15 protein-coding genes are annotated in these 14,413 nt (G+C 40.7%); 7 read left to right on the forward strand and 8 right to left on the reverse strand.

The annotated features are described in order from the left end of the window. Positions 1–5: 5 nt before the first annotated feature. Positions 6–422, reverse strand: a complete 417-nt coding sequence (gene dksA, locus BKB51_RS09235; protein ID WP_046507418.1) for an RNA polymerase-binding protein DksA — start codon at positions 420–422, stop codon at positions 6–8. Positions 423–537: 115 nt separating this feature from the next. Beyond that, positions 538–954 carry a flagellar assembly protein FliX gene (locus BKB51_RS09240; protein WP_085900787.1) on the reverse strand — a complete coding sequence of 139 codons (417 nt, stop codon included), beginning with the start codon at positions 952–954 and terminating at the stop codon, positions 538–540. A 257-nt stretch (positions 955–1,211) separates the two neighbouring features. On the opposite strand from BKB51_RS09240, the gene BKB51_RS09245 reads away from it, so the two are divergent. The 7 genes from BKB51_RS09245 to rfbA all read left to right on the forward strand — a co-directional run bounded on the left by BKB51_RS09245 (position 1,212) and on the right by rfbA (position 7,503). Further along, the gene (locus tag BKB51_RS09245; protein WP_085900788.1) at positions 1,212–2,354 is read left to right on the forward strand and encodes a flagellar basal body P-ring protein FlgI; all 1,143 of its coding nucleotides are present in this window, start codon (positions 1,212–1,214) and stop codon (positions 2,352–2,354) included. Further along, positions 2,354–2,677: a rod-binding protein gene (locus BKB51_RS09250; RefSeq protein ID WP_085900789.1), complete on the forward strand. Its 324-nt coding sequence runs from the start codon at positions 2,354–2,356 to the stop codon at positions 2,675–2,677. The genes BKB51_RS09245 and BKB51_RS09250 overlap by 1 nt, the downstream gene beginning before the upstream one ends. Continuing rightward, a complete protein-coding gene (locus BKB51_RS09255) occupies positions 2,678–3,142 on the forward strand; it encodes a hypothetical protein (protein WP_085900790.1) in 465 nt (154 codons plus the stop codon). 37 nt (positions 3,143–3,179) lie between these two features. Beyond that, entirely contained in the window at positions 3,180–5,057 is a 1,878-nt protein-coding gene (flgK, locus tag BKB51_RS09260; RefSeq protein ID WP_085900791.1) for a flagellar hook-associated protein FlgK, read from the forward strand. A gap of 11 nt (positions 5,058–5,068) precedes the next feature. Beyond that, positions 5,069–5,989 carry a flagellin gene (locus BKB51_RS09265; RefSeq protein ID WP_085900792.1) on the forward strand — a complete coding sequence of 307 codons (921 nt, stop codon included), beginning with the start codon at positions 5,069–5,071 and terminating at the stop codon, positions 5,987–5,989. A 65-nt stretch (positions 5,990–6,054) separates the two neighbouring features. Further along, positions 6,055–6,564, forward strand: a complete 510-nt coding sequence (gene fliW, locus BKB51_RS09270; RefSeq protein ID WP_085900793.1) for a flagellar assembly protein FliW — start codon at positions 6,055–6,057, stop codon at positions 6,562–6,564. 45 nt (positions 6,565–6,609) lie between these two features. Beyond that, entirely contained in the window at positions 6,610–7,503 is an 894-nt protein-coding gene (rfbA, locus tag BKB51_RS09275; RefSeq protein ID WP_085900794.1) for a glucose-1-phosphate thymidylyltransferase RfbA, read from the forward strand. A gap of 231 nt (positions 7,504–7,734) precedes the next feature. On the opposite strand, the gene BKB51_RS09280 is transcribed toward rfbA, so the two are convergent. The 6 genes from BKB51_RS09280 to BKB51_RS09305 all read right to left on the reverse strand — a co-directional run bounded on the left by BKB51_RS09280 (position 7,735) and on the right by BKB51_RS09305 (position 14,258). Beyond that, positions 7,735–8,475, reverse strand: coding sequence for a methyltransferase domain-containing protein (locus BKB51_RS09280; RefSeq protein ID WP_085900795.1), 741 nt, complete (start codon positions 8,473–8,475; stop codon positions 7,735–7,737). A 12-nt stretch (positions 8,476–8,487) separates the two neighbouring features. Next, positions 8,488–9,438 carry a glycoside hydrolase family protein gene (locus BKB51_RS09285; protein ID WP_085900796.1) on the reverse strand — a complete coding sequence of 317 codons (951 nt, stop codon included), beginning with the start codon at positions 9,436–9,438 and terminating at the stop codon, positions 8,488–8,490. Then, entirely contained in the window at positions 9,438–10,409 is a 972-nt protein-coding gene (locus tag BKB51_RS09290; RefSeq protein ID WP_085900797.1) for a glycoside hydrolase family protein, read from the reverse strand. Before BKB51_RS09290 ends, BKB51_RS09285 begins: the two co-directional genes overlap by 1 nt. After that, a complete protein-coding gene (locus tag BKB51_RS09295) occupies positions 10,406–11,020 on the reverse strand; it encodes a formyltransferase family protein (RefSeq protein ID WP_198946684.1) in 615 nt (204 codons plus the stop codon). Before BKB51_RS09295 ends, BKB51_RS09290 begins: the two co-directional genes overlap by 4 nt. Before the next feature lie 127 nt (positions 11,021–11,147). Further along, the gene (locus tag BKB51_RS09300) at positions 11,148–11,846 is read right to left on the reverse strand and encodes a WbqC family protein (protein ID WP_085900799.1); all 699 of its coding nucleotides are present in this window, start codon (positions 11,844–11,846) and stop codon (positions 11,148–11,150) included. Positions 11,847–11,918: 72 nt separating this feature from the next. Then, entirely contained in the window at positions 11,919–14,258 is a 2,340-nt protein-coding gene (locus BKB51_RS09305; RefSeq protein ID WP_158090187.1) for a tetratricopeptide repeat protein, read from the reverse strand. Positions 14,259–14,413: the final 155 nt, after the last annotated feature.

A 14,413-nucleotide genomic window follows, 5' to 3' on the forward strand; every position in this document is an offset into this window, starting at 1 on the left:
AAAAATCAATCGTCTCTGTGAACTTTTTCCATTCGCTCATGCTGTTCTTGAGCTTCCAAGGTCATTGTTGCAATTGGTCGAGCCTCAAGGCGCTTAATGCTTATTGGATCGCCAGTAATTTCACAAAACCCGTATTCATTTTCGTCGATACGACGCAGAGCTTCGTCAATTTTGCCGATGAGCTTGCGCTCACGATCCCTTGTGCGTAACTCCAAAGCACGCTCAGTTTCTGATGAAGCACGATCAGCAAGATCAGGCTCTTGTAAAGTTTCATTCTGGAGCGTCTGCAGTGTCGCAGATGATTCAGCGAGTAGTTCTTCTCTCCAAGCCAAAAGTTTATGCTTAAAGAATTCCAGCATGACTGGATTCATAAACTCTTCGTCTTCTTGCGGACGATAATCAATTGGAAGAGGAATAGTCATGGCAACCCCCATAAATTGGCAATTTGGGCGTGCAGTATAGGCAATTTCACTGCCACGACAAGTTAGTCATGAAGAATTAATGCTATTTTCTATTTATACGATTAAAAACAGAGGATTATCGCCCTAATTTAGCGAGCTCGACAGCCGCACGGACTTCAACTTCGTTCAAAAGATCGAGGAGTCGAGGATCATTGATTTGCTCTTTTCGCTGTGCAACAAGCGATTCGATTCTTTCTAAGCGCCAAACAGGAATAGACCCAAACAACATACCAAGACGTAGTTCTTCAAGCTCATCCAGGATATCTTCAGCTTGTTTTTTGGCCTTCTGCTTACCAGTCAATGCGTCTGGAACTTCTTGAATTGAAAGCAGTCCACCGACACCACCCGCAGCTGACACTCCGCCAGCATCAGAAACAGAATCTCCTGCGCCGGCTTCCAAAGCATCGCTAAAACTACCGCTTACGCCAGAAGCTTTGCGCTTTGACTTTGCCCCGGCAGCAGGTGTGACAGATGATCCCGTTCTAATCTTCATTTCCAGCCTATTACCTAATCTAACTACAGGTGAATGTTAGGGTATCGATAAATTTTGTCATCTTGTGGGCAAGTTTTACCAAATCAGTAGCACCATTGTTACCCAGCTCTCAATTAGAAGCAAAATTATTCCTAATAAATTGGCAGTTTAACGCCAATCGTCAAGACCTGATCATATTGGCACGAAATTCGCATAAGGTACAGGGAACATCGTGTTGGTTTTGAAATAACAAGGCCAACCAAACAATGGATAGAAGAATGAGCCTAGTACAACATATAAACATCTTATACAGAGCAACCATCTTGCTTGGTGCGTTGTTTTTGTCATTTGCTGTTCAAGTATCAGACGCTTCTGCCCAGTCACGAATTAAAGATATCACAAACTTTGAAGGTATTCGTGACAACCTTTTGGTCGGATACGGATTGGTCGTCGGCCTTAACGGAACCGGTGATGACATTGACGATGCCGTGTTTACCCGCGAAAGTCTCATCGGTGTGTTACAGCGTTTAGGTGTCAATGCAAGAGACAACAATCTTGATACTGATAATGTCGCCGCGGTTATGATTACAGCCAACCTTCCCCCCTTCGCGCGCCAAGGAACACGTATCGATTTGACTGTCTCTGCCATTGGGACTGCAGAAAGCCTTCAGGGTGGTACCTTACTTGTCACCCCACTCATGGGGGCTGACGGCGAGGTTTATGCCGTTGGTCAAGGTCCGATCGCCATTAACGGCTTCAGCGCAGCGGGCAATGCAGAAACAATTACCCGTGGCGTACCAACTGTAGGCAGGATTTCAAATGGAGCAATTGTTGAACGCGAAATCGATTTCGATCTGAAAGAACTTCAGAGTGTAAAAATTGCCCTTAAAAACCCAGACCTGACGACAGCAAGACGTATTGCACAAGCAATTAATACTCAACTCGGCGGTAACTCCGCTGTTAGCACCGACCCCTCTACAGTTCAACTTGATGTACCTGAGCGTTACAGAGGCAACACCGTTGCAATGCTGACAGACATCGAGCAATTAGCAGTGCGCGTTGATACACCAGCAAAAGTCGTTATCGATGAGAAGTCAGGAGTCATTGTTATTGGAAATGATGTCCGGATCAGCACCGTCGCAATTGCCCAGGGCAACCTCACAGTCCGGATCACGGAAACACCGCAAGTAAGTCAGCCGAATGCTTTCTCGAACACAGGCACAACAGAGGTTGTTGACCGTACAGAAATCGAGATTGATGACGATAGTGACAAACGTCTTGCCCTTCTTCCCTCAGGCGTAACCCTTCAGGAAGTTGTCAATGGTCTGAACGCATTGGGTGTTGGCCCCAGAGATATGATCGCAATTCTGCAAAGCATCAAAGCGGCTGGTGCACTTCAAGCTGATATTGAGTTGTTATAATGCTGATTGATACACAAACATACGCAGATAGCGTAATCAACGATACAATTGTTAGCAAAGCACAGTCTCTTGCCAGCATGAAACCTAAAAACGAAGCCGAAGCAATGGCAACAGCCAAAGACTTTGAGGCCGTTTTCCTAACACAAATGTTAACCCCGATTTTTGAGAACCTGCCAACCGACGGTCCAATGGGTGGCGGTTCTGGAGAGAAAATTTTTCGCTCTCTCATGGTTCAAGAGTACGGAAAATCTCTTGCCGAATCAGGTGGCATTGGAATCTCCGATGCTGTCTATCGCGAAATCATGAAGCTGCAGGAGGTATAAATGACTACAGCAACACAAAACATACCGGAAACAACTGTTCACAGCGTCATCGCCACTGTTAAAGGCCTGGTTTCAGTCATGAGCCGAGAAATTGAGCTTCTACGTGCAATGAAGATCAAGGAAATGAGTCAATTACAGGAACAAAAACTTGTCCTTGTAAACGCTTACGAGCAAGGCTCTTCTCAGCTCAAGAAAGATCCTTCTTTCATGCAGCATCTGGACCCACTCCTGAAAGAAGAACTCCGCGACGTTATTCAACTACTCAACACCACTGTGACTGAAAACGAAACAGCGCTTCTTGCGGCAAAAACAAGCAATGAACGTTTGATGCAAGCGGTTGTGGAAGCAGTTCAGGAGCAACAGGCAAAAAGTAGTACCAGCTATTCACAAGCAGGTGTACTCGCGGCGCAAAAAGCTCAATCAACACAGACAACAACACCTATGCACTTAAATCAGTGCCTTTAATTTCTGAAATGTTGATTAAATAAGATTTGAGGACATTATGTCGCTAACGATCGCCCTGAATAACGCGCTAACAGGATTGAGAGTGAACCAGAGTGCTCTGGCCGTCACGTCATCTAACCTAGCAAATATCAATAACGCGAACTATTCCCGTAAAGTTCTTTTACAGGAAACGCAGGTTATTGCTGGCGTTGGCGCAGGCGTCACAGCAGATACGATCAGGCGTAATGTTAATACTCTGATTCAAAGAGATTTTAGAGAAGAGACAACAACACTTGCTTCTATCCAAACAGAAAGTAATTACCTGAACCGCATACAACAGATGTTCGGCTCCGTCGCGAATAAAAACTCTGTTGGCGATCTTATCGACAAATTCAATGCATCTCTAGAGAACCTGGGAAGCAGTCCTGAAATTTCTTCAAACTACTTCACATCTGTAAATAATGGCTCCATCTTAGCTCAACGTATCCGAGACATGGCTAACACAGTTCAATCTGAACGTATTCGTGCAGATCAAGAAATAAAACTAGCTGTCGATGATATTGAGCAACAGCTTGCTATTATCGCTGAAATTAACGGAACTATTCCAGGTCAAACGGCTCTTGGCCTCCCAACAGGCGATTTAGAAGATAAACGAGATCAGGCAATTGACAAACTGGCCGAGTATATGGACATCCAATACTTCCAGACAGACAAGAACCAAGTCAATGTCTTAACAAAAACCGGTCATACACTGATCAGTGGCAGCTTTAAGGCAGATCTTTCTTTTCGACAAACAACACTAATTACCGCTAACGAAACCTATCCAGCTGTATTAGACGGAATTCACCTTAATGCAGGTGGAAATGCCTCTGCGGCTAATGATATTACATCAAGTATTACAAGCGGTAAATTAGGCGCCCTTTTTAAAGCACGCGATACAATTCTGCCATCCATGACAAACCAACTCGATCAAATGTCCGAAAAACTGAGAGATCAAGTTAACCGGATTCATAACCGAGGTGCCAATACACCGATCGGGTTAGGAACCGGCGCGCTGGACCCAGCCACTATGCTCGGATCCAGATCATTTCCCAACACCGCCCAAGCAATGACAATAGGCAGTGACGTCAATATGGTTCTACTGGATTCAAGCGGCGCAATGGTCGGCGGAATGGGTACAATAGCAGCTGGAGCAACCACACCAGCTGCAGTCCAAGCGTCAATCAACGGCTTTCTTGGGGCAAATGGTAGCGCCAGTTTTGATGCCAATGGCAGATTACAAATAAAGCTAAACAGCAATGTTAAATTAGCATTTAAAGATACAGGCGCCACAACAAATGGTGGGGACTCTGTTATTCAATATGATGCCGACGGCGATACTGTTCTTGAAGATTACAACGGATTTTCAAACTTCTTTGGCTTAAATGATTTTTTTGTTACTCCGCAATTATCAACAACTGTCCCAGCAGTTGAAGGACAAGGTATTCAGACGGGCATCTCTTCAGGCATTGTTGTAAGACAAGATATGATTGACAGCCCTTCAAATATTTCACGGGGTAGTTTAAGTGGTACTCCTCCAAACTATACACTTGGCCCAGGGAACAATGATGTTGCCTTGCAACTCGCTGCCGTTTTTGAACAAAATCATACTTTTAACAGTGTCGCAAACGGCCCAGATACAACATCAACGACAATAAGTGGTTATGCAGGTGTCATGCTATCTTACAGTGCAACAACTGCACAGGCTGCTGAAAATTCATTGTCATTCCAAACATCTCTCACCGGAGATCTGCAAGTAAAAATGCAGAATGAATCAGGCGTTAATATGGATGAAGAACTCGCCAACATGGTCATTTTTCAGAACGCTTACAACGCCGCAGCACGTGTAATACAAATTACGGGTGAAATGCTTGATACAGTTATCGAGCTCGCCTAAGGAGAAAATAGATGATTCGCGTTTCCAGCTATGCCCAAAATCAACTATTACAAACCAATATGGCTACAACGCAGGCCAAGGTTTCAGACAGAACCGTTCAAATTGCGAGCGGAAAAATAACGCAGGAATATACAAATATTTCAGCTCAAGCTTTGGAATTGGTAAGCTTACAACGCGATAATGTACGAACCACACAGTTTGAACGTAACATCCAGACAACAAAAACAAGACTGGAAATTATGGATAGCAACATGACAACCATGTCAGAACGCATTACAAACTTGTTAAGTGACGTCCTAAACGGCCTGAATAGCTCAAACATTCAGGAAATTCCATTGGAACAGTTTGCTGTGAGTTTCCGTCAGGAAATCACAGCCTTAATGAACGCTCAACACGAAGGGCGCTATCTTTTCTCTGGCAGCCTGACCGATACACCGCCCGTAGATATTAATGATCCTGCCTACACACCACAAGCAGGGCTTCCTGGCGTTTTTACAGCTGACTTCGACTATTACGACGGCGATAATGTCAAACTAAGCAATCGAATTGACCAAGATGCCACCCTCACCTATGGCATTACAGCAGATGATCCGACATTCGAAAAACTTCTCAGAAGTCTTGCCTATGTCGAGTATGCGGGAACGAACAATGATACCACCGTTCTACAGGAAGCATATAACCTACTCCAGACTTCGCTAGATGGCGTTGCTTCATTCCGAAGCCAAATCGGCGCACAGTTAACTGTTTTAGAGGGTGCAAACAAAAATCACGCCGACTTTAAAACATATGTGCAAAATACAATTTCTGGCATTGAAGACGTTGATGTCGCAGAAGCGACGAGTAAACTAGCCTTTGATCAGGTACAGCTTCAGGCCTCATATATCAGCTTGACACGAATAAACGAGACAACCCTTTTAAATTACCTTAGATAAGTCTTTGTGATTTCACGCTTACTATTCGTTAATCATGGTTGCCTATTGTGACTAGAGAGACCATTATGTTGGACTTGGAAACAAATTATAAAGTTCAGAATTTTGCCGGGATCACAATGCCGAAGGCCGAGGAAGTGTCAAATAACGTTATAACGCTGAAAACCCGCTTTGGGGTGATGGAAATAGACCGCGATAAAACCATCAAAGTTCCGAAAGGTATTGTCGGTTTTTCTGAGTACAAAGAGTATGGTTTGTCAGTTCCATCACATACAGTGCTGGACGGCTATATGCTTTTGCAGTCCATTGATGAAGCAGATTTGACTTTTATTCTAAAACCGTACGACTTAGCCAGTGGAGAGATAGAAGACAAAGATCTCGCTGGGGCAATGAACCAATATGCTATTGCACCGGAAAACCTTGCCGTGATGTTAGTTACAACTTTACGCCAAACGCCGAATGCCATTCAAAAAACCGTTAACTTACGGGCCCCTGTTTTTATAGATACTGAAAATAAACAGGCTTGGCAGCATATTTTAAACTCTGAAAAATATAATGTTCGCCACGCGGTAAACTAGTGTCTGTAAAGGCACGCGCGAAACTAGAAACCGGGGGTATATAGGGTGAAAGGGATTATATTAGCTGGTGGAACAGGTAGTCGCCTTTACCCTATAACACGCGTAGTTAGTAAACAGTTGTTACCTGTTTACGATAAACCAATGATATACTTTCCCCTCACAACTCTGATGTTATCTGGAATCAGAGACATCCAAATCATTACAACAAAAGAACACCAGCAAGCATTCCAAACCTTATTGGGAAATGGGCATCAGTGGGGGATTAACATTTCTTGGTGCGTTCAGGATGAACCCAATGGGATAGCAGAAGCATTTATCTTATCTGAAGACTTCATCGGCGATGATCACTGCACCCTCGCCCTAGGAGATAACATTCTGTTTGGAAATGGCTTAGTTGGTCTATTACAATCCATTATGAAACCCACGTTAGGGGCCACAGTTTTTGCTTATCGTGTTAAAGACCCAGAAAACTATGGTGTCGTTTCCTTCAACAATGAGGGGCTTGGAATCGATATTGAAGAAAAACCCAAACACCCAAAATCCAATTACGCCCTTATCGGCTTATATTGTTATGATAATAATGTCGTAAAAATAGCAAGAGACGTAAAACCCACGCTCAATAATGAAAAGCACATAACTGATATTAACAATCACTATTTAAAACAGGGCAATCTTCATGTCCAAAGTCTTGGTCGGGGGTATGCATGGCTTGATGCAGGAACTGTTGAATCGCTACACAATGCTTCAGCTTTTGTACGGTCAGTCGAAAGTCGCCAAGGAATTAAAATAGCCTGCCCAGAAGAAATTGCCTGGCGTATGGGATACATTACCGATAGTGACTTGAATATTTTAGCAGAAAACTTAATTTCTAGTGGATATGGACATTATCTAAAAGAAATTTTACTCGAAGACAGGAAAAAGTATGACATTATCAACTGATCAAATCCTCAAAGCAAATTGAACCACTTACTGACTAATGTCGGTAAGTTTCCGTGAAGAGTGCAACTTCAGGCATGGTAAGATGGCCCCATCTGTTACATTCCCGCTTGTTTTTCAGAAGTACCCCCAAGCCTAGAGAGCGCGCCCTCTTCAGATATCGTTTCATCATCATGCGCGATGAGCTTGACTTAAGCCACTGCATTACATTTGGCAGCGATAGATAATTGATTCTCAATCACCTTTTCCACAAACCAGCATTATGCTCGAACAAAGATCAGGGTACACTTGCCCCAATTGATAACAACCTTCAAGATACTCTTTTGATACAATGTCAGTTTGAAGAAGTTGATCCCATTGAAAGTTAGCGAGCGCTTTAAAGAAAATACCTGTTCGCTGATATATTTTGAGTCCGGCTTTAGCTGCATCCCGTTCCAGAGTATCCAAACCATAAGTAATCCTGTGACCATGCTCGGATTCACCGGGAGTAACAGCTGAATTATGATCAACAATTCCCATCTTTACTGCAATTTGTCTTGATGGCGCATTAGCATTTGGGCAAATCAGGAAAAATCGTCCTTCATCAGACAAAAAATCTTTATTAATCTTGCCTAGAACCTCAACTGGATCATCTAGATGCTCGAGGACATGTGTTAAAATGATATTATCAAATCTCTTTACCGGATTGAAGTTCTCAATCAGTACGTTTTCGAGCTCAACTTGCGACTTTACACTATCATTGACATTACGCATTGCATCAGACGAGGCCTCAACACAAGTTACGGCTGAAAACAAATTCAAATCCAGCAGTAACTTAGTAAGATGCCCTTCATAACTCCCCAACTCAAGCAAACTCCCCGCTTTCATAAAAGGTAACATTGAGCGCACCATAAAGGGATGCATTACATCATAGTCAAAGCCATAAAAATATTGTCTCTCGGCGTTATTTTCTTGTTCTCTATTATAATCCCTCATGATCCCCCCTTGTTAAAATTTAATTTTTGCAACACCAAAACCATTTTCACCAAAATTGTTTCCATTATAGGCACAATATAACTCATTATTAAGTACAAAGAGATTAGGATAACACTGCATCTCGAGATCCCATTCTCGGCGTAAAACACTCCCCTCAAAGAATGTATCATCCCGAACCCAGGAAGTCAGATCACTCGACGATGCATAACCTAGTTTATAAGCTCTTTCTCCACCAAGTCTAAAATCAAAAACATCTCTATGGCAAAAAATCATATGATACTTACCGCGATAATATGCCACTGATGGTAAAGCCTGACACTCTTCTTTTCTGACAGGATCAATAATAAAATGTCCAGATCGTGACCAGGAGACCCGATCATCAGACGTTGCTTTTGCAATTTTGTAGTGTCTTTGAGGAATCTTCTGGCTCGTTTTGGTTAACCAGCGGTCTCCAAAAATATACCACATATGCCATTGCCCATTAAAGGCTCGGACGAAAGCATCCCCAACCATAAAAGGTTCACTGTAATTCGATGACATTATAGGACCAGGGTAACATTTCTTAAAATGATAACCGTCCTTGCTTGTAGCCATGCCAATGGACATGTCGATATCAACACTCGACCGTCGGCTCCATCCAGTGGTATAAGCGGTATACCCGTCTTCAGTCGCAGTGACACTGAAGGGAAAAATACCATGCTCATCAAACGTTCCAAGATCACCAACATCAAGAATGTGCTCTGACGAATATCTAATTATTGACGTTAAGTTTTGATCAAACTCCACCCAATAAGGCCTGGAAAGCCATTTATTATTTTTATCTTTTACCTGCGATGTGAAATAAAAAATAACACTCTTTTCTTTGACAATTGCTTGTGGAGATTTCGCAAATGAAAGATTTTCATCAATTTTTTTAAGATCTTCTGTATTAAAAAGTAAGCCCAAATTCTCCCATTTGGTCATCAAAAACCCTCTATTTCCGCCAAGCCTATACCCGTTTTTCCATTTCCATTACCACCATACAGTAGATAAATTCTTCCATTCACCTCAAAGCAATGCGGATACGCAACCATCTCGCTATCCCAACCAACATCACTTCGGTCCAAGTCAGAAATTTTCTCATCATCGCGACGCCATTCCATAAGGTCCGGCGATGTCGCATAACCGATCCGATAACTATTATCTGGATTGTTTCGAAAATCAAAAGCATCTCGATAACAGTAAAACATGTGATAGAGCCCTTTTTTATAAAAAATGTCCGGGCAAGCTTGTGCTTCCTCCCTCCCCAAACGATCTTCTATAATATTCCTCTCAAGTCTATCCCAGGAAACCAAATCATCAGAAAAAGCTATTCTGAGCTTATAAATAATCTCAGGCCGCCCCTGCTCATCGACGACCCATTTTACACCCGATGTATAAGAAAGAACGTATCGACCATTAAAACGTCTCAACTTAGGAGATGTTATAACGAACGGTTCAGAACAATATGGCGATAAAACAGGCCCACACCCCAACTTTTGGAACGTTCTTCCTCTATCACGACTTTTAGCTATGCCAATGGAAATATTAAACGGCACTGAACTGCACCTGGTCCACCCACCGTATGCAGCAACAATATCTTCACCGTCCTTCAAAACACTGACAGGGTAAGTTCCAAATTCGTCAAATTCACCTAGACCTCCCAGCTCGAGGCAAGGGGCACTCGAAATACCAATAATTTCTGATAAATTGTCTTTATTTAAATCAATAAACGCCATTCGACTTACATACATATTATCTGTATCTGGCTTCCCACGAGTACAAAAATAAACTCGAACTTTATCATTAAAAACCAATGCATTAGGAGCTTGAGCAAAATCGATCATCCAATCAGGCGTTTCAAGATAATCTGCTGGGTTAAAAATAACGCCCATTTTATGTACTTGGAAATTCATTGAACCCTCGTATAAGAAGTATAGATAAGTTTTAATGCAGTTATTAAATTTGGCCCTTCTAAATCAAAAATCCTCCCGCCAAGCTCCCAAGCTGTTTCATTTGGCAAAACATTAAGTTTTTTTTGACTAATAATTTCACCCGCATCAACATCTTCCGTAACGTAATGAACGGTACAGCCCGCGATCTGCTCTTTGTTCTTCAAAACGGCTTCTTGTACTTTTACACCATACATCCCAATCCCCCCATAATCTGGTAAAAGAGAAGGGTGTGTATTAATGATTATTTTTCTTTTTGCTTCTTCAATAAAACACGCAGGTAAAATAGGCATAAATCCAGCCAAGATAAAAACATCAATGGCATCAATAAGATCATTATCAAAAACCAAATCATAACTGATTTTTTGATTTACCTTAGATAAAAGTAAGTGAGGAATATTGGCTCGTTTGGCATGGTTCAGAGCATCACAAACTTTATCAACAATAACTAGTTTAATTGTAAAGTAATCGCCCCCCAAATTATCTATTAGATATTTTAGATTACCACCACCGCCTGAACAAAAAACAGCTACTCCAAGAGGTAACATAGGTTTACTAGATATAGCCTGTGACACAACATTCTAACCAATTATATAAGAGATAAAAAACTTCATATGATAAAGCTGAACAAATCTTCATTCAGATATGCTTTCTACTTATCACATTGTGGTAATGAATATACCAAGCTATGAAGCTCACATATCATATTAATTCGTATTTCAACAAAATATCATCCTTGATATGGCAACATGCATTAAACATCAGGACATCAATGATTGATAACCATGGAATAAAAGTATTTGAGAACTGAGCATATGAAATAGGTTTACTAAGTACAAAACTTAAATCTATTCCCATACGAGAAAAATCTTCTTTAGAATAAAGCTCTTGGCCACCAATTGCATTCACATACTCAGTCGCCTGAACAGCCTTACAAATAGAAAAAATCTTGTCCTGCCCTTTAAGATTATGATCAATATCAATCTCTGAGCTAATCAATATTTTGGTATCGAGATTTAATTCATCGCTGACCTTGCATATCGAAGAATGAAGAAACTTAAAAAGATTTTGTTCATCATTTTCAATAATATCCGACACCATAGAGTAAGCAGGTTTAAAATAGGGGGCTTTTCTATATGCCTCTTTAATCTGGTTAAGAAACTTAATACGATTAAACGAAGGAGCAATCGATCTATCTCGAATTTCACAAAAATCTGATTGCTTGGTTAGCGGTAATGAAATTTGAAAATCCGAATGATCTCGAAGCAACCTATTCCGATTTATCCATCCCTTTTTGGTATATTTAATATTATCATACAAGATAAACAGATCGACAGAATGTATTAATTGGAAATAGCCAATATAAGGAAAAAAGTATGGCTGCATTATAGCTACTTTCATAAGAAAAAAAATCTCCCCGATGAAATTAACACTATTCTACGCTCCTCTTTCCACTAACTCCTACTATAAATTTTATTCCTCCAAAGGAATATGAGAAGGTGCTTCACCATTACAGTACTTTGACCACATCTTCTCAAAGGCATTTTCTAAAGAAGCGCACACCTTTGCCCCATTTGCAGAGACTTCGCTTAAGAAAAACGCCCTTAAAGATAAACGTCTACTCTCCAAAATCTCAACATTTTTTGCAGCCCATACTGCCCGTTCAACATACTGTTCTAAAGAAGAGGCAATCATCTCCTCCTGACCGAAGAAACGCAGTAAAGAAGCACCTATATTTTCATGAAAAGCACGCTCTTTTGCTAGAGCAATAAAGTTTCGCCCCATATAAAGAAGGTCAAGTGACGTAGAAGCACCATTATACGGGAAAGGATCCAGACCGATATCAAACTCATTCATTTCTTCTAAATACTCTAGGAAATGTGAACGCGCCTTCAATATCAGTCTATCTCTTTCAATACCTAGGCGATCAATGCATTCATAGAGGTCATTAGTAAATTTATCTCCCTCCAGATTATCAACTTTAATCATTAGCCTGGATTCAGGTACTTGCTGTAAAATTTCCCCCCACGTCTCTATACACACCGAGGTAGCTTTTCCAGCCCGATTAAAATTGGCAAATGTAATATACCCATTTTTCTTATACGGAAGTTCCCTAGAGAGTATCGCCTCAGACCCCTCACGAAGGTTATAACTCGTATAGCCAGCAACATGAGCAAGCTTCTCAACAAAGAGATCTTCATACTCTAATGGCACGGATAAGGGTTGAGTAATATAATAATCAATACTATCTAGCCCAGTTGTCGCAGGGTAGCCAATATAACTCGCTTGTATTGGGGCAGGTTTATAACTTAGCGCCTTCAGACGATTACTTGCAGTATGGCCAGATAAATCGACAAGAATATGGATTTGATCATCAACAATTTGCTCACATAACTTATCATCTGACAATCCTGAGACATCTCTCCTTTTATCGTAAACTTGCTCTATTTCAGCATTAATATTTTTTGAAATATTATCTTCTCGAGATTCCTGAGAATACAAGAAAATTTCAAATTTATTCCGATCATGATGTTCTACAACAGGAAGCCAATAATATGAGACGACATGATTACCAAAATCTCCCGAAATATAACCAATACGAAGCTTTTCAACTTTGCCAGGGTTAAACTTATAGTTCTGAACTCGCTCATCAATTGACGCAGCATGCTTATTTTGCCACTTCCGAGCCTCTTTTAAATGATCTTCGGAGGTAACGTTTTTTTCATGCAAAATGGTAAACAGAAGATTGCTATGATAATCAGATCTATCCGGGGCAAGCTCCATGGCTATCCCATAACATTCCCTGGCTTTCAGACTATCGCCCATGAGAGTGTAAGTATGACCCAAGTTATTGAAAGCATAACTATATTCAGGATTTAAATGAAGACATTCAAAGTAACACTCTAGAGCGTCACTAAGCTTACCCATACTACGAAGTGCATTACCATAATTAAATATGACATCAATATCATCAGGATCTTTTGCTCGTGCCTTTTTTAAAATCTCAACTGACTTATCGTGTATATTCAAGCGCCCGAGCACCAGTCCATACATTTTAAGAGCAGGAAGATAGTCAGGATTTATCTCATGGGCCTTACCAGAAAATGTAAACGCAGAATGTAGTTTAAAGTTTTTGAATGCAATAAGTGATAGTAAGTAATAATCCATTTCTGGTTGAGAGGCTTTATCAATACCTTTTCCAAGTAAAGATACAGCTTCGTTCTCTCGACCAAGGCCATTTAGACAACTAGCAAATCCGGTTCGGATATTACTGTCATAAGGATTATCAACCAACAATCTTTTATAATACGCCAAGCCATCAGCGTGATGCCCTAGATTGACACAACACTTTGCCAATCTAGCCATTATAATGTGATTATCAGGATCTAATTCCAGTGCCTTTGTATAAGCACCAAGGGCACCGTCATAATCTTCGAGTTTGAATACTGAGTTTCCAAGTTGTTCATATCCTTCAAAAAAATCTTCTTTAAAATGCACACAATGAGAAAAACACTCAACAGCAAGATTATCTAAATCATGCTGTTGAAAGAAAACTCCGAAGTTATAATAATCCGAATATCTGACAGAAGATAATTTTGACAACTCATCAAATTTTAACCGAAATAGCTCTTCGTTACTTTGAATGAGTGCATCAATTGATTCTGTAAATAAAAAAACAGGGTGTTTATTCTTTTTTTTTAAATTTTTTTTTGCAATTTCGGATGCGCTATTAAATTCTTTATTCATTAAATATTGCAAAGCTTCTTCTGCAGCTTTTTCAACTTTAAAGTTGAATTTCTTTCCCTGCTTCACCTGATCCCCACACATTGATTTTATTTAGATACAACAGTAAAAATAATAAAGAAAAAGCTTACATACTGTTTTATAACGTGGAATTACAATATATCTCTTAAGTGGAAATGTCTCATAAAAAAACATCCCTTGAACGGAAATGTTTCATAGACAAA

The sequence above is a fragment of the Kiloniella majae genome (assembly GCF_002118315.1).
In the GTDB taxonomy this organism is placed as follows: domain Bacteria; phylum Pseudomonadota; class Alphaproteobacteria; order Kiloniellales; family Kiloniellaceae; genus Kiloniella; species Kiloniella majae.

Coding starts and splice junctions, on each gene's coding strand:
- dksA (WP_046507418.1), bottom strand. CDS start 422: ATGACTATTCCTCTTCCAATTGATTATCGTCCGCAAGAAGACGAAGAG.
- BKB51_RS09240 (WP_085900787.1), bottom strand. CDS start 954: ATGAAGATTAGAACGGGATCATCTGTCACACCTGCTGCCGGGGCAAAG.
- BKB51_RS09245 (WP_085900788.1), top strand. CDS start 1,212: ATGAGCCTAGTACAACATATAAACATCTTATACAGAGCAACCATCTTG.
- BKB51_RS09250 (WP_085900789.1), top strand. CDS start 2,354: ATGCTGATTGATACACAAACATACGCAGATAGCGTAATCAACGATACA.
- BKB51_RS09255 (WP_085900790.1), top strand. CDS start 2,678: ATGACTACAGCAACACAAAACATACCGGAAACAACTGTTCACAGCGTC.
- flgK (WP_085900791.1), top strand. CDS start 3,180: ATGTCGCTAACGATCGCCCTGAATAACGCGCTAACAGGATTGAGAGTG.
- BKB51_RS09265 (WP_085900792.1), top strand. CDS start 5,069: ATGATTCGCGTTTCCAGCTATGCCCAAAATCAACTATTACAAACCAAT.
- fliW (WP_085900793.1), top strand. CDS start 6,055: ATGTTGGACTTGGAAACAAATTATAAAGTTCAGAATTTTGCCGGGATC.
- BKB51_RS09280 (WP_085900795.1), bottom strand. CDS start 8,475: ATGAGGGATTATAATAGAGAACAAGAAAATAACGCCGAGAGACAATAT.
- BKB51_RS09285 (WP_085900796.1), bottom strand. CDS start 9,438: ATGACCAAATGGGAGAATTTGGGCTTACTTTTTAATACAGAAGATCTT.
- BKB51_RS09290 (WP_085900797.1), bottom strand. CDS start 10,409: ATGAATTTCCAAGTACATAAAATGGGCGTTATTTTTAACCCAGCAGAT.
- BKB51_RS09300 (WP_085900799.1), bottom strand. CDS start 11,846: ATGAAAGTAGCTATAATGCAGCCATACTTTTTTCCTTATATTGGCTAT.